We start from the raw sequence: 23502 nt of genomic DNA, 5'->3' as shown, positions 1-23502 counted from the left end.
TACAAGGAGAAGTAGTACGGAATGGCAACCGATTTACAGACAGAATTTTGCTCCCTTCGGGACACTTACATTGAAAAGCAGTTTGGCCGCCTGAACGAGATGCAGCGGCGGGCGGTGTTTACCACCAGCGGCCCGCTGCTGATTCTGGCCGGCGCCGGCAGCGGCAAGACCACCGTCCTGGTCAACCGGATCGCCAACCTGATCCGGTTCGGCAGCGCCCATGGCAGCCGCTGGACCCCCCGTCCCGCGGTGGATGAGGACCTGCGGGCCCTGCGCACCGCCATCATGACCGGCACCGACGTGCCGGCCTGGCTGGACGATATGATGCGCTATAACCCTACCCGCAGCTGGAACATCATGGCCATCACCTTCACCAACAAGGCCGCCGGAGAGCTGAAAGACCGTCTGTGCTCCATGCTGGGGGACGAGGAGGGCAAAGAGGTCTTTGCCTCCACCTTCCACTCGGCCTGCGTGCGGATTCTGCGCCGGTACGCCGAGGAAATCGGCTGGCCCCGCAGCTTCACCATCTACGACACCGATGACGCCCAGCGGGTCATGAAGGCCATCTACAAGGAACAGAGCGTGGATGACAAGTTCTTCCAGGTCAAGGCGGCCCTGAACCAGATCGGCCGCTGGAAAGACCAGCTCATCGACCCCGCCGAGGCCGCCAAGGAGAGCGTGGGCAAGACCAAGCTGGAACTGGCCGCCAAGCTGTACGGCATCTACGAAAAGCGCCTCCATGAGGCCGGCGCCTTTGACTTTGACGGCCTGATTTATTACACCGTCCGCCTGCTGCAGGAGAACGCCGAGGTCCGGGACTACTACCAGACTAAGTACCAGTACCTGCTGGTGGACGAGTACCAGGACACCAGCGTGGCCCAGTTCCGCCTGGTGAGCCTGCTGACCGGCCCCGAAAAGAACATCTGCGTGGTGGGCGACGACGACCAGAGCATCTACCGGTTCCGCGGCGCCACCATTGAGAATATCCTGAACTTTGAGCGGTATTACCCCGGGGCAAAGGTCATCCGGCTGGAGGAGAACTACCGCTCCACCTCCAATATCCTGAACGCCGCCAACTGCGTCATCAGCCACAACACCGAGCGCAAGGGAAAGACCCTCTGGACCAAAAACAGCGAGGGTGCGCCGGTTCATGTCTACCAGGCGGAGGACGAGCGGGACGAGGCCAGCCACATCGCTGAAATCATCGGCCAGCACCTGCGGGCCGGGGGCCATCTGTCCGACCACGCCATCCTCTACCGGATGAACGCCCAGTCCAACCCCATCGAAAACTATTTCACCCGGGCCGGCATTCCCCACAAGATTGTGGGCGGCCAGCGGTTCAATGACCGCAAGGAAATCAAGGACATCCACTCCTATATGTCCATTGTGGCCAACCCCAAGGACGACGTCCGCCTGCGCCGGATCATCAACGAGCCGGCCCGGAAAATCGGCGCGTCCACGGTGGATGCCATCGCCGAGCTGGCCGGTCTGGAAGGGGTCAGCATGCTGGATATCATCAGCCGCGCCGACCAGTACGCCAAGCTGTCCCGGTCGGTGGCGCCCCTGTTCAAGTTCTGGCAGATTTACCGCCAGCTGCAGGACGCGCTGGACACCTGCCCTCTGGACCTGTTCGCCCAGAAGGTCATCGACCTGACCGGCTACGGCCAGATGCTGGAACAGCAGGCGGCCCAGGGCCATGAGGATGCCCAGGACCGGCTGCAGAACCTGGGCCAGCTGGTCAACAACGTCAAAGCTTACTGCGACACCCGCGGGGTGGACGCCAGCCTGGAGGGCTATCTGGAAGAAATCGCCCTCATCAGCGACATCGACAGCTACAACGAGGACGCCGACCAGGTGGTCCTGATGACCATTCACTCGGCCAAGGGCCTGGAGTTCCCCTATGTGTTCCTGGTGGGCATGGAGGAGAGCGTGTTCCCCAGCGAGATGAGCCGCTACTCCCCGGAGGACCTGGAGGAGGAGCGCCGCCTGGCCTACGTGGGCATCACCCGGGCCAAAAAGGAGCTGTATATCTCCCACAGCGTCACCCGGATGCTCTACGGCCGCACCTGCCGCAATGAGCCCAGCCGCTTCCTCAACGAGATCGAGCCCGAATACCTGGAAACCACCCGCAGCCCGTCCCTGGACCGCCCCGCACGCAGCTGGGGCAGCATGGGGGATGGGGTGCCCGGCGGCGCTTCGGGTTACTCTGGGCCGTCCGGATGGGGCCGCACCGCCTCCGGCAGCCGCAGCAGCGGCTACCTCAACCGGGAGTACAACGCCGGCGCAGGCCGTGCCAAGGTGGCCTTCCCGGGCGCACCGGCGGCAGGCATTTCCCGCCCGGCGGCGCCCCGGCCGTCCACTCCCTCCAAGCACTATGAACCGGGGGAGACCGTGTTCCACAAGGTATTTGGCCGCGGTATGGTCACCCGCGTGACCCCGGCGGCAGGGGACAGCATTGTGGAGATTCGCTTTGAGAAGGTCGGCACCAAAAAGATGATGGCAAACCTGGCCCCGCTGACCAAAGGAACGGAGGATTAAACGCCCATGATGACAGTTCGACTGATTGCCCATACCCCGGAGCCCGAGAAGGTGGTGGCCGCGGCGGCCAAGCTGTGCTATTCAGACAGCCACATCACCGACCTGCTGGACGGCCTGGACGACGAAAAAACCGCCCGCTTCCTGAATATGCTCAGCGACCTGGGCCACGCAAGCCCCATTGAGCACGCCAGCTTTACTTTTGGCATCGAGGGGGTCAGCCGGTCCCTGCTGGCCCAGATTACCCGCCACCGGATCGCTTCGTTCAGCGTCCAGAGCCAGCGGTATGTCCGGCTGGATGACTTCCGCTATGTAGTGCCCCCCGCCATTGAGGCGGTGCCCGAGGCCAAGGAGGCTTTCCTGGCCAGCATGGAGGAGGACGCCCGCCGCTACCTGGACCTGGCCCATAAGCTGGAGGAGGGCCACGCCGCTCGCCTGATGGCCGAGGGTGTGCCCGAAAAGGAGGCCCGCCGCAAGGCCGAAAAGATGGCTAACGAGGACGCCCGCTTTGTGCTGCCCAACGCCTGTGAGACCAAGATGGTGGTCACCATGAACGCCCGCAGCCTGCTGAATTTCTTCCGGCTGCGGTGCTGTGAGCGGGCCCAGTGGGAGATCCGGCAGCTGGCCGATGAAATGCTGCGCCTGGTCTACCCGGTGGCGCCCCATCTGTTCCGTACCGCCGGCCCCGGCTGCCTGGAAGGCCCCTGCCCCGAGGGCAAGATGTGCTGCGGCCATCCTGCTGCCGTGCGGGATAAATACCAGGCCCTGCGCGAAGGCGGTGCAGAGGTATGACGACAGAGGGAACCCGGGGCCGCCTGCTGGTGATTGACGGCCTGGACGGCAGCGGCAAGGCCACCCAGGCCCGGCTGCTGGCCCAGCATCTGACCGCCCAGGGGCGGCAGGTGCGCCAGATCAGTTTCCCCAACTATGCCAGCGATTCCTCGGCCCTGGTGCGGATGTACCTGGCGGGACAATTCGGGGACAAGCCCGACGACGTCAACGCCTACGCCGCTTCCAGCTTTTTCGCCGTGGACCGCTATGCCAGCTATAAGACCGACTGGGGCACGTTTTATCAGGAGGGCGGCATCGTCATTGCCGACCGCTATACCACCTCCAATGGGGCCCATCAGTGCTCCAAGCTGCCCCCCGAGGCCTGGGACGCCTATCTGGACTGGCTGTTTACATACGAATACAAACTTCTGGGCCTGCCTGCGCCGGATGCGGTGATTTACCTGCGGGTGGACCCTGCGGTCAGCCAGCAGCTGATGACCAGCCGCTACCACGGCGACGAGAGCAAAAAGGATATTCAGGAACGGGACCTGGAATATCTGGAGCGGAGCCGCCGCGCCGCCGAATACTGCGCCCAAAAGCTGGGCTGGCAGACGGTGGAGTGCACCGAGGCGGGCCGGATGCGGACGGTGGAGGATATCGGCCGGCAGGTTCTGGCCCTGGCGGAGGCTGTGCTGGAATAAACGAAAAACCGAAGAATTTGCAATAAAATCAAGAAAAAGGGGGTATCTTAAAGATGTTTCGGCTGATGGAGCCGTCGGATTGGGCGGCTGTGAAAGAGCTTTGGGCTGCCCAGTGGGATGAGCCCGCCGACCAGGCCGAAAAGGCAGTCCGGCAGTTTGCCGGGGAAGAGAACACCTACCTGGCGGAGGAGAACGGTGTGCTGCAGGCGCTGGTCCTGGCAGTCCCGGTCACTTTGCAGGGGCGGCGGGGCTGCTACCTCTATGGCCTGTGCAGCCGGGATGACAACGACGCCGCTGGCCTGGTGGACTATGTGTTCAGCCAGAAAAGCCGGCAGGGCGCCGACTTTGTGGTGACGGTGCCCTCGGGCCCCCAGCGTTCGGCCTTTTATGCCGCCCGCGGTTTCAGCTGGGCCTTTGGCCTGCGCTGCCTCACCCGGGAGGTCCGCCGCAATCTGTGGAGCCAGGCGGACTTTGACGCCGTCACGGCCAAAAAGCTCTGTGAGCTGCGCCGGCAATACTGCCCCGACAGCGTGGAGGTGGACCCCGCCCGGATGACGGTGGTGCTGGGAGAACTGTATGCCCGCGGCATCACCATCGTCTCCAATGACCACGGCTATGGCCTGTATTTCCGCAGGGAGGACACCCTCTTTTTTGTGGAGCTGATGGCCGACGATGACCGCGCCGCCGAAGTGCTGATGGAAGCCGCCCGCCAGAAGGAAGTGGTGGTGGAGAAAGCGGTGATTACCGTGGGCGCCGCCCAGCCCCTGTTTCTGGGGGAGGGCACGCGGCAGGAATACGGCATGATCCGGTTTGCCTGCGCCCCCTTTGACGTGAGCGGCAGCTATATGCGGCTGATGATGGAAAAGTAAGGCGGGCCCCTCCGGGCCCGGTTCCGGCCTGGCCGGACCTGCACAAGGAAGGAAAACGTTGTATGAAGGACGCGAAAACGAGCAAGCATTCTGCCCCGCACCCCAAAAAGCACACCCTGCGCCGGGTGATTCTGGTCCTGCTGCTGGTTCTGGTGCTGGCGGCGGGGGCGGTGGCCCTGCTGTTCCGCCGGGAAATCACCGGCGGCGGTGCCTCCGGCCAGACCGTCACCGTCACGGTGGATCAGGGCAGCGGTGTGGCCGCCATTGCCCGCAACCTGAAGCAGGCCGGCGTCATCCGCTTTCCGCGGCTGTTCCGCTGGTATGTGGGCCGGCAGGGCGCTGCCTCCAAACTGCAGTACGGCACCTTTGAGCTGGAGCAGGGCGCGTCCTACGACGAACTCATTCAGGCCCTGTCGGTGTACGCGGCCGCCGAGTCCACCCGTCTAACCTTCCCTGAGGGCACCACCGCCATCGCCATTGCACAGCAGATGGAAAAGGCGGGCCTGTGCACCGCGGAGGAATTCCTCACCGAGGCCAACGAGGGCGATTTCAGTGAGTACCGCTTCTGGCAGTATGTCCCCAGCGATGAGGAGGCCCCCGGCCGGTTCATGAAGTGCGAGGGCTATCTGTTCCCCGACACCTATGAATTCCTCAACGACGGCACCGTCCACGACTATGTGGCCACCTTCTACGCCCGGTTTGATCAGATGATTACCGACGAGATCTACGCCAGCCTGGAGGAACAGGGGATGACCCTGCATCAGCTCGTCACCCTGGCGTCCTTCGTCCAGGAGGAGGCCGGCAACGACCAGGACAGCAACGTGGCCCAGGTGTTCCGCAACCGCCTGGCGGAGGGCTCGCCCTATCCGCGGCTGGAGAGCAACGTCTCCAGCTATATCCAGAGCGACGAGGACAACAACTACCTGTGGAACTGGGTGGCCCCCTGGTATGGGGGCTGGGACGCCATTCCCCAGGAGATCATCGACGCCTACGACACCTACAGCCGCAGCGGACTGCCGGCGGGTCCGGTGTCCAACCCCGGCCTGGAAGCCATCCGGGCTGCCCTGAACCCCCAGCCGGATGAGGAGGCCAAAGACGCCTATTTCTTTGTCACCGACCTGACCGGTCACTATTATTACGCCAAAACCCTGGCTGAACATCAGGCCAACGTCAAGACCGCGCGCCAAGTCAACGCCGGCCTGTGAGATGGAACAATCAGAGAGGAACCGTTTTATGCTTGAGATTCCTGAGCTGCTGGCCCCTGCGGGGGACCTGGAGCGGCTGCGCTATGCGGTCTGCTATGGAGCAGACGCCGTGTACTGCGCCCTGCCCGAATTCGGGATGCGGTCTGCACCCGCCAACTTTACCCCCGAGGAGCTGGCCGACGGCGTGATTTACGCCCACGCCCGGGGCCGCAAGGTCTATCTGACCCTGAACACCCTGCCCACCAATGAGGAGGCCGACCGACTCCCCGACGCCATCCGTCAGGCGGCCGCCGCCGGTGTGGACGCTTTTATTGTGGCGGACCTGGGGGTGCTGGACGCCTGCAAGACCTACGCCCCTGACATTGACGTCCATATGTCCACCCAGACCGGCATCACCAACTATGCCTCGGCCATTGCCTGTCACAAGATGGGAGCCAAGCGGGTGGTGCTGGCCCGGGAGCTGAGCCTCACCGATATCGCCGTCATCCGGGACAAGACCCCGCCCGAGCTGGAGCTGGAAGCCTTTGTCCACGGCGCCATGTGCATGAGCGTGTCGGGCCGGTGCCTGCTGTCCAATTACCTCACCGGCCGGGATGCCAACCGGGGCCAGTGCGCCCAGCCCTGCCGCTGGAAATACTACCTCACCGAAGAAACCCGCCCCGGCCAGCTCTACGAAATTGGGGAAGGGGAGGGCGGCAGCTATATCCTGAACGCCAACGACCTGTGCACCGCCCCCTTCCTGGATCTGATCTGCAAGGCCGGCGTGGACAGCCTCAAGATTGAGGGCCGGGCCAAGACCTTCTACTATGTGGCCAGCGTGACGGCGGCCTACCGGCGGGCGCTGGACCAGTACCTGGCTGACCCCTTCGCCGAGGACTTCGACCTGGCCCCGGAGGTGTTCACCGAGCTGACCCGCACCAGTCACCGGCCCTATTCCCCCGGCTTCTACTTTGGCGCCGACAAGGCCCATCAGAATACGTCCAGCGCCGCCTACATCCGGGAATGGGAGTTTGTGGGCACGGTGGACGGCTGGGAAAACGGCGTTGCCTCCTGCCAGCAGCGGGGCAAGTGGTCTCTGGGTGACACCATCGAGGCCCTGACGCCCGACGGTTCCAGCATCCCCCTGACCCCCGCCTGGATTCGCAACGAGGCAGGGGAGGAGGTCACCTCCACCCCCCACGCCATGGAAAAGTACACCATCCCCACCCCCGAGCTGCCTCCCATGAGCCTGCTGCGCCGGCGCACCGCCGAGGGTTAACGATTCCAATACATGAAAAAACAAGCTGCCCCGCTCTCCCGGAACCAGTCCGGAAGGGCGGGGCAGCTCGCTGTATAAGGAGAAAGAAAATGACGTTTTAGAGGCTGTCCAGAGCCTGACGGGCGCGGCGGACCGCTTCAGGGTCGGTCTGCCACAGCTCAAATTCCTCAAAGCCCGGCAGGCCCATGGGCACGCCCGGCCGCCGGAAGATCATCCGGCTGGGAATGGTCTTTTTGCCCGACAGATGGTAGGACAGGATGCCGGTTTCCCGGGCCAGCAGGGGAATGTTGTCAGCGTGGACGCCCGACCCGGCCAGAATCTCAATCCGTCCGGCGGCCTGCTGCTGCATCCGGGCCAGAAGCGCCCGGCCGGTATAGGCATCGGCGGCCTGGCCGCTGGTGAGGATGGTGTCCAGGCCCAGGGCGCAGGCTGCTTCCAGGCAGGCCGAAGCGTCCTGACAGACGTCGAAGGCCCGGTGCAGGGCCAGAGCCACCGGCCGGCCCTCGGCGGCCCGGCGGGCGGCGGCGCAGATCCGCTCCATGGCGGGGACATTCAGCGCGCCCTCGGGGGTCAGTACCCCGGTGACGATGCCGTCCGCCCCGGCCCGAACCAGCTCGGCGGCCAGCTCTTCCATCTGGGCCAGCTCCCAGTCGTCGTAGCAGAAATCCCCGGCCCGGGGCCGCAGCAGGGCCCGCACCGGCAGGCCGGTCTCGGCCTTGACCTGGCGCACCAGGGCCAGACTGGGGGTGGTGCCGCCGATGGACAGGTCGGCGCAGAGTTCCAGGCGGTCGGCTCCGCCCTCCCGGGCGGCCCGGGCGCTGGCAGTGCTGTCCACACAGATTTCCAGAACTTTACGGGACATATGGGTCCTCCTTGGGATAGGATAGGCGCCCGCCGGCCCGAATATGCAGCCGGCGGGGCCAAATCTTGTTCAGGGGGCAGAAAACTCAGCGGACGCTCTCCAGGAAGCGCACGAAGCCGGCCTGGCCAGCCTCATCCCGCTTGTAGACGCCGGCGTCGGCCAGAACCTCGGCGAACACATGGCCGATCTCCTCCTCCACGATGGCGTGGACGTTGTCGGCGTTCAGGTCGGGGTGCTTGGCCAGCAGTTCACCGGCCCACTCGGCGTGCTTCTGGATGGCTTCGCCGTACTGGTCCACCGGGGTCCGGTTGACCAGAGCGGTCTCCAGCTCGGCGATTTCGCCCTTCAGACGGCTGGGCAGAACGGCCAGGCCCATGACCTCGATCAGGCCGATGTTTTCCTTCTTGATGTGGTGGAGCTTGGCGTGGGGATGGAACACACCCAGAGGATGCTCGGGGGTGGTGATGTTGTTGCGCAGCACCAGATCCAGCTGGAACTTGCCGTCCCGCATCCGGGCGATGGGGGTGATGGTGTTGTGGGGCTCGCCGTCGGTCTCGGCAAAGACAAAGCAGCTTTCGTCCGAGTAGCCGCGCCATGCCGCCAGAATCTTGTCGGCCAGGTCCACCAGCTTCTCGTCGTCGGCGCAGGTCAGGCGGATGCAGCTCATGGGCCAGCGGACAATGCCTGCCTCCACGTCCTCATAGCCGGGGAAGGTCCAGGTCTTTTCGATGGGAGCCTTGGCCATGGCGAACTCATAGCAGCCGCCCTGGAAGTGGTCGTGGCTCAGGATGCTGCCGCCCACGATGGGCAGGTCGGCGTTGCTGCCCACAAAGTAGTGGGGGAACTGGGCCACAAAGTCCAGCAGCTTGCGGAAGGTGGCCCGCTCGATCTTCATGGGGGTGTGCTCGCTGTTGAAGACGATGCAGTGCTCGTTGTAGTAGACGTAGGGGCTGTACTGCAGGTTCCAGTCGCTGTCGTTGATGGTGATGGGGATGATGCGGTGATTTTCACGGGCGGGATGGTTCATCCGGCCGGCATAACCCTCGTTTTCACGGCAGAGCTGGCACTTGGGGTAGGCGCTCTGGGGGGCCAGCTTGGCGGCGGCGATGGCCTTGGGGTCCTTTTCCGGCTTGGACAGGTTGATGGTGATGTCCAGGTCGCCGTAGGGGGTCTTGGTGACCCACTTCATGTCCTTCTTGATGCGGTAGCGGCGGATGTAGTCGGTGTCCTGGCTGAAGGCGTAGAACCAGTCGGTGGCAGCCTTGGGGCTTTCTTCCTCGTACTTCTCCCAGAAGTTGGCCCGGACGATGCTGGGCCGCGGGGTCAGAACGCCCATCAGCTTGGTGTCGAACAGGTCCCGTGCCACCGAGTTGTCCTCGCAGATGCCGCGGGCCACCGCGTCGTCCACCAGGGCGGTGAGGATGGACTCCAGGTCGATGTAGTAGCAGTCGCCCTCGGGCTCCTCAAAGCTGTCCAGCTGCATGGTCATCAGGAGCTGGTTGCGGATGTAGATTTCGTCGTCGGGCAGGATCAGCCCGGTGTCCAGCCCGTAGTTGACGAGCTGCTGAATTGCATTGTAAATCACAGTACAGCGCCTCCTTCAGGACGGATGGAAAGAACGTGGCAGCGGCCCTGGCCGATGATGGCCTCGATGCCGGCTTTGAAGGTGTCCAGTTTGTCCAGGGGGACAAAGGCCTGGACGGTGCCTGCGAATCCGCCGCCGTGGACACGGACGGCGCCCTCGCCGGCCAGCAGATGCTTGGCGGCGGCGATGGTGACGGCCACCTCCTGGTGGGCGGTGTAGCCTGCGGGGATGACGTTCTGCAGGTACTCCCAGCTGCTGCGGCCCGACTCGTTCACCAGGCTCAGGAAGGTCTCAAAGTCGCCGGACCGGAGGGCGGCCACCTGACGGGCCACGCGGTCGTTGTCGGCGTAGATGTGGAAGGCACGCAGGACGGCGCGGTCACCGCAGGCAGCGCGGCAGGCGGGAATGTTGGCCAGGAAGGTCTCAAAGGGGACGTCTCGCAGCACTTCGCCGCCGCAGACCTTGGCCACGCCACGGCAGTCGGCGGGGATGGCGGCGTACTCATCGGTCAGGTCGGCGTGGTCGGCGCCCGAATCCAGGATGCACAGAGCCAGGCCGGCCTTGGAAAAGTCCACGTCCACCGGCTCCACCACCGGGTTGGCGGGATCGGCAAAGTCGATGGTGATGATGTTGCCCACGCTGGAAGCCATCTGGTCCATCAGGCCGCAGGGCTTGCCGAAGTAGACGTTCTCAGCCCACTGGCCGATCTGGGCGATGGCGATGGGGGAGACCTTCTCCTCCATGAACAGCTCATTCAGGATGGTGCCGATCAGCACCTCAAAGGCGGCACTGGAGGAAACGCCGCTGCCCTTGGGCACGTTGGAGGTGACATACACGTCCAGGCCCGACAGCTTGGCGCCCCGCTGGGCAAAGGCTGCGCACTCGCCCCGCAGGATGGCGGCGCTGGTGTTCTCCTCTTCCTTGCGGGCTTCCAGGTCGTTTAGGGCGATGGTGCACAGAGGATAGCCCTCGCTCTGGACCCGCAGTTCGCCCCGGTCGTTGGGGCCGGCGGCGGCGATCATGTCGATGTTGACGCTGCCCGCCAGCACACGGCCGTGCTGGTGGTCGGTGTGGTTGCCGCCGATCTCGGTGCGGCCCGGCGCACTGAACAGCGCTGCGGCGCTGTGGGGACCAAACGCTGCCTCCAGACCGTCCAGGGCGGCGGCGTAGCGGGCAGCCTGGGGCGCGGTCTCACTGGGCGCGCAGCAGTAGAGGGAGGCCAGCCGGGCGGCGTGGACACCGTCCGCCAGCTCCTGCTTCCAAATACGGACATCCTTCATTCTCGTTTCCTCCTTATACAGTGCAGGGGGCCTGTTGTCCGCGGCCCCGGCGGTTTTCGTACAATTTAATAATAAAGAATTTGGACGCAAAATAACATGTATTATTGTTGCGTTTTGATGAAAAGTTGCAGAAAAACCATGTCCTGGCATTCGAGAAGGTTTTCACAAAAAAATTCTGACCTCAAAAAAGCTTTTAGCGCCTTCGTCAAATGCGGCCGGCGGCAGGACGGCCCTATGTTGGATACAGCCCTGCGGCCGGGGCCGGACGGTGATATATTTTATATGGAGAAAAGCGACGGAATAAAAAATCCGCCGCAGCGCACAGAGCGCCGCGGCGGAGCAAACCGTTTTAAGGATTGGGAAAAGAATCAGCTTCGCTCCGGGCCGCACGGAGGGCCGGGAGCGCAAAGGAAAATACAGCACAAAGGCACACACAACCAGGGGCAGCGAAAAAACTCACTGTCCAGGGAAGGAATGCTTGTCCAGGCACAAAATGGGCGGGCGTTACAGCTGCTCAAAGAGATCGAACATACCGCCGACCAGTTCCTGGCTCAGATTGAAGACAGCGCGCACTGCGGTGAACAGCAGGGCGGGCACAAAGGTAAAGGAGATCGCAAAGACCGAGGATCCACGGTAAAAGTCGGTCAGATGCAGGCTGTCAAGGAAGTCGACAAGTGCATCTCGAACCGGGCCGCCGCCTTGGATCGTACGCTGCTCGGACGGAGTGATCTCTGCATAGTGTGCGGGCATGCGAAGATTCTGCATAGGAAAGCTCCTTTCTGTTGGAATGGGGTGGCAGGCACCGCCTGCCATGGGTTAAAGGTTAGAGGCAGTTATTACGCTGCGGCGGGCAGAGCACCCTGACTCTCAGCGGTGGCAGGAGTAAAGAACGCATCCTGGAAGGCCTTGATGAGGGGATCGATCAGAGCAGTGTAATAATAGGATGCCATGCTCAGACCATAGATACCGCCCAGCAGGCTGGCCACGCCCAGAAAAGCCCACTGAGAGCCATTCAGGGAGGAGAAGAAGTCCTTCATGAGCTTGTTGCCGGTGGTGGTCGTGGTGCCGACGAAGGCATTGGCCACCATCGAGACACCGGCGGTAAAGAACGAGCCGCCGATGAACATCAGGCCGTTGACCAGCACATTGACGCCGAACTGAATCAGCTGTTCCTGGGTGATGTTAAAGAGTGCACCACCGTCCAGATAGACCATCTCTTCCTGCGGGACAAGCGCATAGTGGGCGGGCATGGCGATCACACCCGATGAAGTTGTATATTCCATAAGTAGGGCTCCTTTCAAGGTTGGCCCCCGCAGCGGTTCGCGGGAACTGAGTTACCTGAATTATAGCATATTCATCAAAAAACAACAAGGCATCGCAGAGCTTGGTTTGGACAGGCTTTGTGAGGTTGTTGTGAAAAACACAAGCCAAAAACAACGTTCCTGCGAACATCAACTGCAAAACATGCCCAAAACAACCCGCGAAAAAATGTTCCTTTGCAATCTTTTTGCACAAAAAGAAAAGAGCCAGCCCGGACGCGCTTTTTGGCGGTCGAGACCAATTTTTGCCTTTGCAGACGGAAACCGCCGCACAGCTCCCGGAGGAACCGTGCGGCGGTTTCACATGCGCAAAATAAGGAGAAAGAAATAGAAGAAATCAGGGGAGGTTAGGTTGCAGCCGGGGCCCGGTCGTACAGGCTGGTGAGCCCGGCGATGGTGTGGGCCAGATCCTGGGTCAGGACGGCGGCATCCAGCCGCCACTGCCAGTTCCCGCCCTGGGTGCTGGGGGTGTTGATGCGGGCCTCGGGGCCCAGATGGAGCCAGTCGGCCATGGGGATGACCGCCAGCGCTGACACGCTGGACAGACAGGCGCAGATCATGGCGTCAGTGAGATCCTCGGGGGTGCAGCGCAGATACCGGCAGGCGTAGTCGATGTCCTCGGGGCTGGCGGACTGCTGCCAGCCCTGGGTGGTGATGTTGTCGTGGGTGCCGGTGTAGACCACGCTGTTGGCGGTGTAGGTGTAGGGGAGGTAGTTGCCCGGCTCCCGGCTGTCAAAGGCAAACTGCATGATCTTCATGCCGGGGCAGCCGCTGGCAGCCAGCAGGGCTTTCACCTCGTCGGTCAGATAGCCCAGGTCCTCGGCGATGACGGCGTCCCGGCCCACGGCCTGGTGCATGGCGTCGATGAAAGCTAGGCCCGGGCCCTTGACCCATTCGCCGCCGTGGGCGGTGGTGTTGCCCGCCGGAATGGAGAAGTAGCTCTCAAACCCGCGGAAGTGGTCGATCCGCACCAGGTCGTAGATGGAGGTGGCGTGGCGCATCCGGCGCTTCCACCAGGCGAAGTCCTCGGCGGCGTGGCGTGGCCAGTCGTAGAGGGGATTGCCCCACAGCTGGCCGTCGGCCGCAAAGGAATCGGGGGGACAGCCGGCCACCCGGGTCAAATGAACCTGACCGTCGGTCTGGAACAGCTCGGGCCGGGTCCACAGGTCGCTGGAATCGGGGCTGACATAGATGGGGATATCTCCGATGAGCCGGATGCCCTTGCGGTTGGCGTAGGCCTTGAGGGCGCCCCACTGGTGATAGAAGAAGAACTGAACCGCCTTGTAGTAGTCGCAGCGATCGGCCAGCCGGGCCTGGGCTGCGGCGATGGCGTCGGGCTGGCGGCACCGCAAATCATCGGGCCAGTCGGCCAGACCGGCCTGACCCTGTTCCTCTTTGATGGCCATGAACAGGGCGTAGTCCTCCAGCCAGGAGGCCTGTTCCTCACAGAAACGCTGGTATGCAGGGGAGGGGGCAGCCAGGAGCCGTTGGGCGGCCCGGGCCAGAATGAGGGGACGCTGGTTGTACAGGGCCCCGTACTGGATGGGCCCCACCTCCTCGGCGGGGGGAAGCTCTTCCGCGGTCAGAAGCCCCTGCTGGGCCAGCAGGCCGAAGTCGATGAAGTAGGGGTTCCCGGCAAAGGCGGAAAAACTCTGGTACGGGCTGTCCCCGTAGCCGGTGGGGCCGATGGGGAGAATCTGCCAAAAGGTTTGTTTTGCCTCGGCGAGGAAATCCACGAACCGGTAAGCCTCATGGCCCAGCGTGCCGATGCCATAGGGACCGGGCAGACTGAATACCGGCATCAGGATGCCGCTTGCACGCATGAAAACTCCTCCTTAACCCTTGACGGCGCCGGCGATGACGCCCTCGATGATGTATTTCTGGCAGGCCACATACAGGATGATGATGGGGACAATGGCGATGATGATGCAGGCCATCATGGGAGCCAGCTCCACGCGGCCGTAGCCGCCGCGGAAGTACTGGATGGCCATGGGGATGGTGCGGTATTTCTTGATGTCCAGCACCAGGGTGGGCAGCAGGTAGTCGTTCCAGACCCACATGGTTTCCAGAATGGCGGTGGAGATCATGGTGGGCTTGAGGATGGGGAACACGATCTTGAAGAACAGCTGAATGGGGTTGCAGCCGTCGATCATGGCCGATTCCTCGATTTCGATGGGAACGCTCTTCATAAAGCCGGTGAACATAAAGACCGCCAGGCCGGCGCCGAAGCCCAGATAGATGATGCAGATGTTCCAGGGGGTGTTGAGCTTGAGGGTGTCGGCGGTCTTGGACAGGGTGAACATGACCATCTGGAAGGGAACCACCATCGAAAAGACGATCAGCAGGTTCATGCCCTTGGACAGGGCGTTGTGAACGCGGGTCAGATACCAGCCGCACATGGAGCAGCACAGCAGGATCAGAAAGACGCTGGTGACGGTGATGACCAGGCTGTACAGGAAGCTGGACAGGAAGTTCATCTTGACGATGCCGTAGATGTAGTTGCCCAGACCGGCGAAGTTCTCAGCGGTGGGCAGGGCAAAGACGGTGGATGTGGTAAAGGTGCCCTCCACCTTCAGGCTGTTGATGAAGATCAGGACGATGGGATAGACCCACAGCAGGCAGAGGATCACCATGATGGCCGTCAGGATGTTGTTGGACAGGCGTTTGGTCTTGGACATCAGGACTGCACCTCCTTCGAACGGGTAAAGCGGAGCTGAATCAGGGAGATGGCCACCACGATCAGGAAGAAGACCACGGCCTTGGCCTGGCCGATGCCCTTCCACTGGGCGCCGCTGCGGCCGTAGAAGGTGGAGTAGATGTTCAGGGCCAGCATCTCGCTCAGGTTGGAGGGCTCGCCGCCGGTCAATGCCACGTTCTGGTCGAACAGCTTGAAGCTGTTGGTGAGGGTCAGGAAGGTGCAGATGGTGATGCTGGGCATCACCAGGGGAACCTTGATCTTAAAGAGGATTTCCCGGCCGGTGGCGCCGTCGATCTTGGCGGCCTCAATCAGGTCGTTGGGCACGCTCTGGAGGCCGGCGATGTAAATAATCATCATATAGCCGATCTGCTGCCAGCACATCAGGATCACCAGGCCGATGAAGCCGTAGTGTTCGTCCAGAGCCAGCAGGGGCTTGCCCAGGTTGGCCAGGATGCCGTTGAGCAGAATCTGCCAGATGTAGCCCAGCAGGATGCCGCCGATCAGGTTGGGCATGAAGTAGACGGTGCGGAACAGGTTGGTGCCGCGGATGCCCCGGGTCAGGACCAGAGCGATGGCGAAAGCAAAGACGTTGATGAAGACGGTGGACACCACAGTGAAAGCTGCGGTGAACCAGAAGGCGTGGATGAAAGTGGAGTCCTTAAAGACCTGGATGTAGTTGTCGAAGCCCACAAAGGTGGTCTTGGACACGGTGGTGAACCGCTGGAAGGAAAGGTAAATGCCCCAGATGAACGGCCAGATAAAGCCGATGATAAAGGCCAGCAGGGTGGGCAGGACAAAAACCGGCCAGTATTTGCTGATGGTTTTCTGCATGGATGATACCTCCTGGTACAGATGAAAGGGTGCAGGGACGCAAAAAGCAGGGGCGGGCCTGCTGCTGCCCGCCCCTGCCGATGGTCCTTGCTGTCACAGCGGGCAGCCGGAGAAGGATCAGCCGTTGGCCAGCTGATACTCGGTGGCCCAGTTGTCCACGAAGGCGCTGACCACGTCGTCCCAGGTGCCGGTGCCGGCTGCGTAAGCAGTCAGAGCGCTGCCCAGCATGTTCTTCCACTCCTCGGAAGGCATGGTGGAGAAGCACCAGTCAACGGGGGTCTTGCCAGCGGCGACGTATTCGTCCGAGATGGCGTTCAGGGGGTTGGTGGGAGCCTTTGCGCTCTTGAAGGGGATGACAAAGCCCATGTCGTCGGCCATGGCGGCGGTGCCTTCCTCGCTGGAGACACACCAGTGGATGAAGTCCAGAGTGGCCTGGATGTCTTCCTCAGAGGAATTGTTGTTGACGCACCAGAAGTTCTCCGAACCGGTGCACAGGCCCTGGTTCTCCTCGCCGTCGGCGCCGATGTAGATGGGGATCATGCCCAGATTGTCGTCGCCCAGATCCTTGATGTCGGTGTAGGCCCAGGTGCCGTTCTGATAGAAGACAGCCTGTTTGTTGACGAACTCAGCCACAGCGTCGTTGCCGGTCTTGCTGGCCAGGACAGTGGGGTCACAGGTGGAGTCGGTGATGTACAGATCGAAAATCTGCTTGTAGTTGTCCAGATAGGTGCCCTTGATGGCGTCGGTGGAGGAGATGCCGTCGGCCTTGTACTCATAATAGATGGGCAGGTTGGCCAGATGGGTCTTGTAGCGCCAGTCGGAGGAAGCGTCCATGCCGGCGGAGGTGAAAGCGCCCTGGATGCCCAGCTCGTCCTTGCGGGCCTGGATGTCGTCGGCCACAGCCTTCAGGGTGTCAAAGCTGGTGATGTCGTCCTGAGTGTAGCCGGCGGCGGTCAGCAGCTCTTTGTTGTAGATGATGCCGTAGGTCTCGATGACGTAGGCGATGCCGGCCACGGCGTCGCCGTCCTTCAGGGCGAAGGAATCGCTGGTCAGCTCGCTGTACAGAGCCGAGCCGGACAGATCGTAGCAGTAGTCCTTCCAGTTGGCCAGACCCACGGGGCCGTTGACCTGGAACAGGGTGGGAGCCTCGCTCTTCTCCATCTCGCTCATCAGGGTGGTCTCGTACTGGTTGGCGGCGGCGGTCACGACGGTGACGGGCACGCCGGTGGACTCGGTGTACTTGGCGGCCAGGTTCTGCCAGGCCTCATCCTGCTCGGGCTTGAAGTTCAGATAGTAGACCTTGCCGCTGGCAGCAGGAACGGTGGAACCAGCGGTGCTGGAACCGGTGGAAGCGGCGGTGGAACTGCTGGAAGAACCGCAGGCGGCCAGAACACCGGCAGCGGATACAGCGCCGGCGGCCTTCAGGAAGTTGCGGCGGGAAATCATCTTTTTCATAGTTCTTCTCCTTCGTCATATCGTGTGAAAGGTGTGTATGTCCGTTCTGCCCAACCCGGGCAGAAAAGAGTCGAAATCATACGGCGGAACCGCCGCGGGGCGGGCGAACGCTTTCGCCCTCCTGAATGGTGGGGGCCAGAATCACCGTCTGGGCTGGGGTGCCGTGCTCGATCTGGCGGATCAGCAGCTCCACGCACCGCAGTGCCAGCTCGCCGGTGGGCTGCACCATGGAGGCCAGAGCCGGCACGCAGTACCGGGACATGGAGATGCCGTCGAAGCCGATCACCGAGATGTCGTCGGGCACCTTGTACCCGGCGCTGGCCAGAGCGCGGATGACGCCGATGGCAATAACGTCGCTCATGGCAAAGACGGCGGTGAACTGGGCCCGGCGGGCCAGCAGCCCGTTCATGGTGTTGTAGGCCGACTCAAAGCTGTAGTTGGACAGGCCGTACAGCCGGGGGTCCAGGGTGAGGCCGTTGTCCTCCATGGCCTGCTGTGCGCCCAGTCGGCGCATCTTGCTGGGATGGCTGGAAAGCGGTCCGCCGATGACACAGATTTTCCGGTGTCCCTGGGCGATGAGGTAGGTGACGGCCTGATAGGCAGCCGCCTGGTCGTCCACACCCACCATGGACAGGTTGGGGAAGTTCAGCTCATCCGACACCACCGTGGCCAGAACGGCCGGGATGGTGATGGAATCAAAGCTCTGGCGGAAATTATCCACGTTGCCGCCCAGGAAAATCATGCCCTTGGGCTTGATTTCCCGGAGGATTTTCTCGGCGGCCTCCATCTCGTTGGCGTTTTCATCCAGATAGGAGACGATGCCGCTGTAGCCGTACAGCCCCACCACCTGCTGCAGGTGGACCAGAAAGTCGGCAAAAAACATGTTCTGGGTGCCCTTGACCACAAAGACCACGCTGCGGGACTGCTGGATTTTCAGCTGGCGGGCGTTGGTGTTGGGCACGAAGCCCACCTCCCGCATGATTCGCAGCACGTGCTCCTTGGTTTCGGGGCGGACGTCGGGGCGGTCGTTGATGACCCGGGAAATGGTGCTGACCGAGCAGCCGCTGATCCGGGCGATGTCCTTGATCGTCATGTGCAGCAGCTCCTTCCTCCGGTCGGCGTTGGTTTTGTTTGCGGGATCGTTTACGGAAACGTTACCGACAAGCTTATTATGGCACACATGCCCAAAAAATGCAAGAACACACTGAAAAGTTTGTGAATATCATTCCATGGCGCAGATGGTTTTTGTGCAGTTTGAAATGACGTAAACGCAGGAAGCCCGGAAATTGCGAAAATTCCCGGTAATTATGTGAAAATTTCAGTTCGCGCCAGCTGTGTGCCTTGTACACAACGATACTGTGTGAAATTTTGAGAGCGCATCGGAGCACTCTCCCCGGGCCTCCGGTGCCCTTCCCGGAACCGGCAAAAAGGCCGGTCCGTGGCAGGGGCTTGCCTGACTAAAGGCTTGGTGGTATACTGTCCCCAGCGGACAGTGTGGCCCCTGCGGCGCGCTGTCTTTTTTGATTGGAAAGGGAAGGTGTTCTGGTATGAAAAAGCCCGTCATTGGCCTTGTGCCCATTGTGGACCCGGCGCAGAACCGCTATGGGATGACGCCGGCCTATTGCAAAGCGGTGGAGGGGGCAGGGGGCCTGCCCCTGATGCTGCCGCTGACGGCGGATTCGGACGACCTGGCCCAGCTGGTGGAGCTGTGCGATGGCATTCTGTTCACCGGCGGGCCGGATATCCACCCTGCCCGCTATGGCGAGGAGACGCTGCCCGCCTGCGGCACGATTGTCCCCGAGCGGGACGCTATGGAGGATGCCCTGCTTCAGGCGGCGCTGGCGGCGGACAAGCCGGTGCTGGGCATCTGCCGGGGAATTCAGGTCCTCAATGTGTCTCTGGGCGGCACCCTCTGGCAGGATCTGCCCAGCCAGTACGGCGAGACTGTCGGCCACAGCCAGCCGGAGCCCTATGACCAGCCCTGCCATGCTGTGACAGTGCTGGCAGATACCCCGCTGGCGGCCCTTCTGGGAGAAGGGGAGATCGCTGTCACCAGCCGCCATCATCAGGCCATCAAGGAGCTGGCAGGGCCCCTGCGGGCCATGGCCGCTTCGCCGGACGGACTAGTGGAAGCGGTCTGGATGCCGGGCAAACGGTTTGTCTGGGGTGTTCAGTGGCACCCCGAGAGCATCTTCTCCACCAGCCCGGAGAGCCAGAAGCTGTTCGCCGCCTTTGTGGAGCAGTGCAGATAAGGAGAAGGTATGGAAGCGCGTCCGTTGACCCTGCGGGACAAGCAAACGGTTTGCGGCTGGCACTATCCGGGCCGGTACGCCGTCTATGACCTGCCCTCCTGGGAGGAGATGGCCCGCCGGCAGATGGGGTTTGCCGACCCGGCCCAAGACTCGAACTACTATGGTTTCTGGGAGGGGGACGCCCTGGTGGGCTATGTGAACCTGCGCCCGGAAGAGGGCGGGGTTTTGGTGGGCATCGGCGTGGACCCTGCCCGCTGCGGCCAGGGTCTGGGCCGCCGGATGCTCCGGCAGGCCGTTCAGATGGCAGCGCAGCGCTGGCCCGACAAGAGGCCCTGTCTGGTGGTCCGCACCTGGAACAGGCGGGCGGTCCGCTGCTATCAGGCGGCGGGGTTCCAGGTGGAAGGAGAGCCCTTCCGCCTGATCACCCCGGCAGGGGAAGGGGAATTTTATCGGATGACCTGGAATCCCCCGCAGGAATAACCCCGCAGCACAGCAAAAAGGAAAAGCCGAAGGGCGGCCCTGGAAAGGACCGCTCTTCGGCTTTTGGCTTAGAGTTGAGAACAATGGGGTTCGGCCGGGAACATCAGAACCAGGCCGGAGTCACAGTGGGAACATAGCCGCACAGCTTGGGAATGAACAGGCTGATGTCGGGGATGAAGGTGATGAGCAGCAGGGCCACGATCATGCACAGATAGAAGGGCAGGGTGGCCTTGACGACGGCGCCCATGGGGCGCTTGGCCACCGCCGAACCGATGAACAGGACCGAGCCGACCGGCGGGGTCAGCAGGCCGATGCCGCAGTTGAGCATGACGATGATGCCGAACTGGATGGGGTCGATGCCGATGGAGGTGGCGATGGGCAGCAGGATGGGGGTGGCGATCAGGATGATGGGGGCCATATCCATGATGCAGCCCAGGAACAGCAGGATCAGGTTGATGAGCAGGGCCAGCAGGATCGGGTTATCGGTCACGCTGGTGATGGCGTTGGCCGCCAGATCAGGCACGTGCAGGGTGGTCATGCAGTAGCCGAACACGTTGGAGGTGGCGATTAGGATCAGGACGATGGACAGGGTGTGGACGGCGCTGTCCAGCTCTTTCCAGACGCCCTTGAGGTCGAGGCCCTTGTAGACAAAGAGGGCGACGAACAGGGAGTAGAAGACGGCGATGGCGGCGGACTCGGTGGCAGTGAACCAGCCGGCGGCCACGCCGACCACGACGATGATGATGGCGCCGGCCGCCCAGATGGACTGGCCCAGCTGGCGGATCAGGTTCTTGATGCTGAACTTGTCGCCGCGGGGATAGTTGTTTTTGACGGACAGGATGTAGACGCCCACCATCAGGCTGACGGCCAGGACGCCGCCGGGAAGGTAGCCGGCCAGGAAGAGGCTGCCGACCGAGATGCCGCCGGCGGTGGTGGCGTAGATGACCATGTTGTGGCTCGGGGGCACCAGAATGCCCTCGACCGACGAGGTGATGGTGATGGCGGTGGAGAAGTCGGCGTCATAGCCCTGGTCCACCATCATGGGGATGAGGATGGCGCCGAGGGAGGCGGTGTCGGCCGCGGCCGAGCCCGAAATGCCGCCGAAGAAGTAGGAGTCCAGAACGTTGACCATGCCCAGGCCGCCGCGCATCCAGCCGACGCAGGCGTTGGCCAGCGCGACCAGTTTATCGGACAGGCCGCCCGACCCCATCAGCATACCCATGGTGATAAAGAAGGGGACGGCCATCAGGCTGTAAGAGCTGATGCCCTTGACCATCTGCTGGCAGACGGTGGCCAGGCTCAGGCCCTGATACATCAGGCAGAAGATCGAGGACAGCGCCACCGAATAGGCGATCGGGAAGCGCAGCAGGATCATGACCAGGAACGAGACCAGTAGGATCGCAATAGCGGGTACGTTAACTGCCATATCACACTTCCTCCTTCAGGCAGATGCCGCGGATCTCCTCATAGATGCACTCCAGCTCAAAGACGATCATGGCGATGCCGGCCAGGGGCACCGGGAAGTACATCCAGAAACGGGAAACGTTGGGCATCGAGACATAGGTGCCGCGGGCGCCGATGGTGGTGGCGTACTGCAGGCCGACCACCAGCATGACAATGCCCAGGACCAGAACGGCCACGTCGGCCAGGATGTTCAGGAAGTGGAGCATCGGCTTGGGAATATAGCGGTCGAACGCATCCATCCGGATGTGCTCTTTATGGCGGATGGCGATGGCCGCCGACAGAACGGCCATGTAGCTCATCAGGGTCAGGACGACCTCTTCGGTCCAGGACGGCGAGGTGATAAACGGGATATAGCGGCCCAGTACCGAATAGCCGGTGATGATGATATCCGCGATCAGCAGCAGCTTGCAGATGGTCATGACGATCTTGTCGGTCACGTCGTAGATCGGGCGCAGCTTATCCATGGCTGCAAAGAATGCTTTCATCAGGATTCCCCCCTTTGCTCAAAATACGCGGGGCGGCATTGAACGGGCCGCCCCGCCCGCATCATTTGGGCGCAGGCTCCGGTCAGGCCATGTCGACCAGCTGTTGATACAGGTCCTCCAGGCCCTTGGTGTTGTCGGTGATGACCTGGGCGCAGGCTTCCTGCCACTCGGTCTTGTCGGGGACGTCGACCACGTTGCAGCCCTCGGCTTTCAGCTCTTCCAGGACGCGGTTCTCCTCGTCCTCGGACAGGCTGGCGTTGAACTCCTGAGCGTACTTGCCGGCCTCCATGATGCAGGCCTGCTGGTTGGCGGTCAGCTTGGCCCATGCGTTATCGGTGATGACAACCTGCACAGCGCCCAGGGTGTGGCCGTCCAGGATCAGGTTGTTGGCCACTTCGGGGAAGGCGTTGGACTTGTAGTTGGCGATGGGCTGCTCGGCGCCGTCCACAACGCCGGTCTGCAGCGCGGAGTACAGCTCGTTGAAGGAGACGACGGTGGGGGTGGCGCCCAGACCCTCGACCAGGCCGTTCATGACGGGGTCATTGGAGACGCGCAGCTTCATGCCGGCCAGGTCGGCGATGCCGGCCACCGGATCGACGGTGAAGAAGTGGCGGAAGCCCTCCTCGCCGTAGAAGATGCCGCGGACGGGCAGGCCCAGCTCCTGGGGCTCGTTCAGGAAGTCGGGGGCGAGGTCGGAGTTGGCGAAGTTCCACCAGTGCTCGCGGGAGACAAAGGTATAAGGCAGGCTGAGCAGCATCGACTTCTGGCAGCCGTAGCTGGTCAGCGCGAAAGCCGAGATACGGGACAGGTCGATGGTGTCGCCGCCGGCCAGGATGTTGTCCAGGACGTCGTTTTCCGAGCCGAGCACGCCCGAAGCCTGCAGGTCGATGGTGATGGACCCGCCGGACAGCTCCTCAACCTTCTCCTTGAAAGCGGTAGCAGTCTGGCCGACGATGGTGTCCAGAGGGTTGACCTCAGCGTAAACCAGGGTGACAGCGGGATCGCTGGCGGCTGCAGCAGCGTCGCCGGCAGCTGCCGAGGAAGCAGTGCTGGTGGCCTGGGATGCAGCGGTGGAGCTGCTGGAAGAACCGCAGGCAGCCAGAACGCTGGCGGCGCCCACGATGCCTGCACCCTTCAGAAAGGAGCGGCGGCTGATGGCACGATGCTCAAAATTGGATTTCATAGTTGTTTCCTCCCTTTATGTTTCCTTCTCAGGATGGGAACGGCATTTACAGGTTTTACCGGCTCCCATCACCGCGCAGATGCGCGCGGCGGCCAATCCGGTCAGTGACTTCAATTTAATATTTTTTTCATGAATCTGCAAGGGGTTTGAAAAAATATACTGGTTTTTGAAAGGAATTACGAATACTTTTTGTGCTTGTTTTCTGTTTTTTGGCTCAACTTTTTGTACAAAACAGGAAAACCGGGCTGCCCTTGGGCAACCCGGCTGGT

Annotated in this window: 21 protein-coding genes; 8 read left to right on the top strand and 13 right to left on the bottom strand. The window is 62.2% G+C overall.

Annotation, left to right across the window (positions count from 1 at the left end):
- The first annotated feature begins 21 nt into the window (after positions 1–21).
- From B5G28_RS06875 to B5G28_RS06850, 6 genes are all read left to right on the top strand, one after another.
- Positions 22–2538, top strand: coding sequence for a UvrD-helicase domain-containing protein (locus tag B5G28_RS06875; RefSeq protein ID WP_087247209.1), 2517 nt, complete (start codon positions 22–24; stop codon positions 2536–2538).
- A gap of 6 nt (positions 2539–2544) precedes the next feature.
- On the top strand, positions 2545–3327 hold the full coding sequence (thyX, locus tag B5G28_RS06870) for an FAD-dependent thymidylate synthase (RefSeq protein ID WP_087247207.1): 783 nt from the start codon (positions 2545–2547) through the stop codon (positions 3325–3327).
- Positions 3324–4007 (top strand): deoxynucleoside kinase, encoded by a 684-nt coding sequence (locus B5G28_RS06865; protein ID WP_087247205.1) that lies wholly within the window; start codon positions 3324–3326, stop codon positions 4005–4007. Before thyX ends, B5G28_RS06865 begins: the two co-directional genes overlap by 4 nt.
- 53 nt (positions 4008–4060) lie before the next feature.
- Positions 4061–4876, top strand: coding sequence for a hypothetical protein (locus tag B5G28_RS06860; RefSeq protein WP_087247203.1), 816 nt, complete (start codon positions 4061–4063; stop codon positions 4874–4876).
- Between the two features lie 62 nt (positions 4877–4938).
- Positions 4939–6081 carry an endolytic transglycosylase MltG gene (gene mltG, locus B5G28_RS06855; RefSeq protein ID WP_087247201.1) on the top strand — a complete coding sequence of 381 codons (1143 nt, stop codon included), beginning with the start codon at positions 4939–4941 and terminating at the stop codon, positions 6079–6081.
- Between the two features lie 28 nt (positions 6082–6109).
- Positions 6110–7339, top strand: coding sequence for a U32 family peptidase (locus tag B5G28_RS06850; RefSeq protein WP_087247199.1), 1230 nt, complete (start codon positions 6110–6112; stop codon positions 7337–7339).
- A 97-nt stretch (positions 7340–7436) separates the two neighbouring features.
- Here B5G28_RS06850 and B5G28_RS06845 read toward each other — a convergent pair whose 3' ends face one another.
- From B5G28_RS06845 to B5G28_RS06800, 10 genes are all read right to left on the bottom strand, one after another.
- Positions 7437–8201 (bottom strand): copper homeostasis protein CutC, encoded by a 765-nt coding sequence (locus B5G28_RS06845; RefSeq protein ID WP_087247197.1) that lies wholly within the window; start codon positions 8199–8201, stop codon positions 7437–7439.
- 85 nt (positions 8202–8286) lie between these two features.
- Positions 8287–9786 carry a UDP-glucose--hexose-1-phosphate uridylyltransferase gene (galT, locus tag B5G28_RS06840; protein ID WP_087247195.1) on the bottom strand — a complete coding sequence of 500 codons (1500 nt, stop codon included), beginning with the start codon at positions 9784–9786 and terminating at the stop codon, positions 8287–8289.
- Positions 9783–11066 (bottom strand): galactokinase family protein, encoded by a 1284-nt coding sequence (locus B5G28_RS06835; RefSeq protein ID WP_087247193.1) that lies wholly within the window; start codon positions 11064–11066, stop codon positions 9783–9785. The genes galT and B5G28_RS06835 overlap by 4 nt, the downstream gene beginning before the upstream one ends.
- Positions 11067–11570: 504 nt before the next feature.
- Positions 11571–11831, bottom strand: a complete 261-nt coding sequence (locus B5G28_RS06830; protein WP_087247191.1) for a hypothetical protein — start codon at positions 11829–11831, stop codon at positions 11571–11573.
- Between the two features lie 71 nt (positions 11832–11902).
- Positions 11903–12349 (bottom strand): hypothetical protein, encoded by a 447-nt coding sequence (locus B5G28_RS06825; protein ID WP_143405375.1) that lies wholly within the window; start codon positions 12347–12349, stop codon positions 11903–11905.
- Positions 12350–12732: 383 nt separating this feature from the next.
- Positions 12733–14208 (bottom strand): 4-alpha-glucanotransferase, encoded by a 1476-nt coding sequence (gene malQ, locus B5G28_RS06820; protein WP_087247187.1) that lies wholly within the window; start codon positions 14206–14208, stop codon positions 12733–12735.
- Between the two features lie 12 nt (positions 14209–14220).
- On the bottom strand, positions 14221–15063 hold the full coding sequence (locus B5G28_RS06815) for a carbohydrate ABC transporter permease (RefSeq protein WP_087247185.1): 843 nt from the start codon (positions 15061–15063) through the stop codon (positions 14221–14223).
- Positions 15063–15914 (bottom strand): sugar ABC transporter permease, encoded by an 852-nt coding sequence (locus tag B5G28_RS06810; RefSeq protein ID WP_087247183.1) that lies wholly within the window; start codon positions 15912–15914, stop codon positions 15063–15065. The genes B5G28_RS06815 and B5G28_RS06810 overlap by 1 nt, the downstream gene beginning before the upstream one ends.
- 117 nt (positions 15915–16031) lie before the next feature.
- Positions 16032–17369 carry an ABC transporter substrate-binding protein gene (locus tag B5G28_RS06805; RefSeq protein WP_087247180.1) on the bottom strand — a complete coding sequence of 446 codons (1338 nt, stop codon included), beginning with the start codon at positions 17367–17369 and terminating at the stop codon, positions 16032–16034.
- A gap of 76 nt (positions 17370–17445) precedes the next feature.
- Positions 17446–18462 (bottom strand): LacI family DNA-binding transcriptional regulator, encoded by a 1017-nt coding sequence (locus tag B5G28_RS06800; RefSeq protein ID WP_204228828.1) that lies wholly within the window; start codon positions 18460–18462, stop codon positions 17446–17448.
- Positions 18463–18916: 454 nt separating this feature from the next.
- Between B5G28_RS06800 and B5G28_RS06795 the strand changes: the two genes are divergently transcribed.
- Positions 18917–19621 carry a gamma-glutamyl-gamma-aminobutyrate hydrolase family protein gene (locus tag B5G28_RS06795; RefSeq protein WP_087247178.1) on the top strand — a complete coding sequence of 235 codons (705 nt, stop codon included), beginning with the start codon at positions 18917–18919 and terminating at the stop codon, positions 19619–19621.
- A gap of 9 nt (positions 19622–19630) precedes the next feature.
- On the top strand, positions 19631–20101 hold the full coding sequence (locus B5G28_RS06790; protein WP_087247176.1) for an N-acetyltransferase: 471 nt from the start codon (positions 19631–19633) through the stop codon (positions 20099–20101).
- 103 nt (positions 20102–20204) lie between these two features.
- Here B5G28_RS06790 and B5G28_RS06785 read toward each other — a convergent pair whose 3' ends face one another.
- The 3 genes from B5G28_RS06785 to dctP all read right to left on the bottom strand — a co-directional run bounded on the left by B5G28_RS06785 (position 20205) and on the right by dctP (position 23233).
- Entirely contained in the window at positions 20205–21527 is a 1323-nt protein-coding gene (locus B5G28_RS06785; RefSeq protein ID WP_087247174.1) for a TRAP transporter large permease, read from the bottom strand.
- Position 21528: 1 nt separating this feature from the next.
- Positions 21529–22050, bottom strand: coding sequence for a TRAP transporter small permease (locus tag B5G28_RS06780; RefSeq protein WP_087247172.1), 522 nt, complete (start codon positions 22048–22050; stop codon positions 21529–21531).
- Between the two features lie 82 nt (positions 22051–22132).
- Positions 22133–23233 carry a TRAP transporter substrate-binding protein DctP gene (dctP, locus tag B5G28_RS06775; RefSeq protein ID WP_087247170.1) on the bottom strand — a complete coding sequence of 367 codons (1101 nt, stop codon included), beginning with the start codon at positions 23231–23233 and terminating at the stop codon, positions 22133–22135.
- Positions 23234–23502 lie beyond the last annotated feature (269 nt).

It is taken from the genome of Faecalibacterium sp. An77, assembly GCF_002161315.1.
Classification (GTDB): domain Bacteria; phylum Bacillota; class Clostridia; order Oscillospirales; family Ruminococcaceae; genus Faecalibacterium.
The sequence above is the reverse complement of the archived record's forward strand: the minus strand, read 5'-3'. Positions and strand labels throughout refer to the sequence as shown.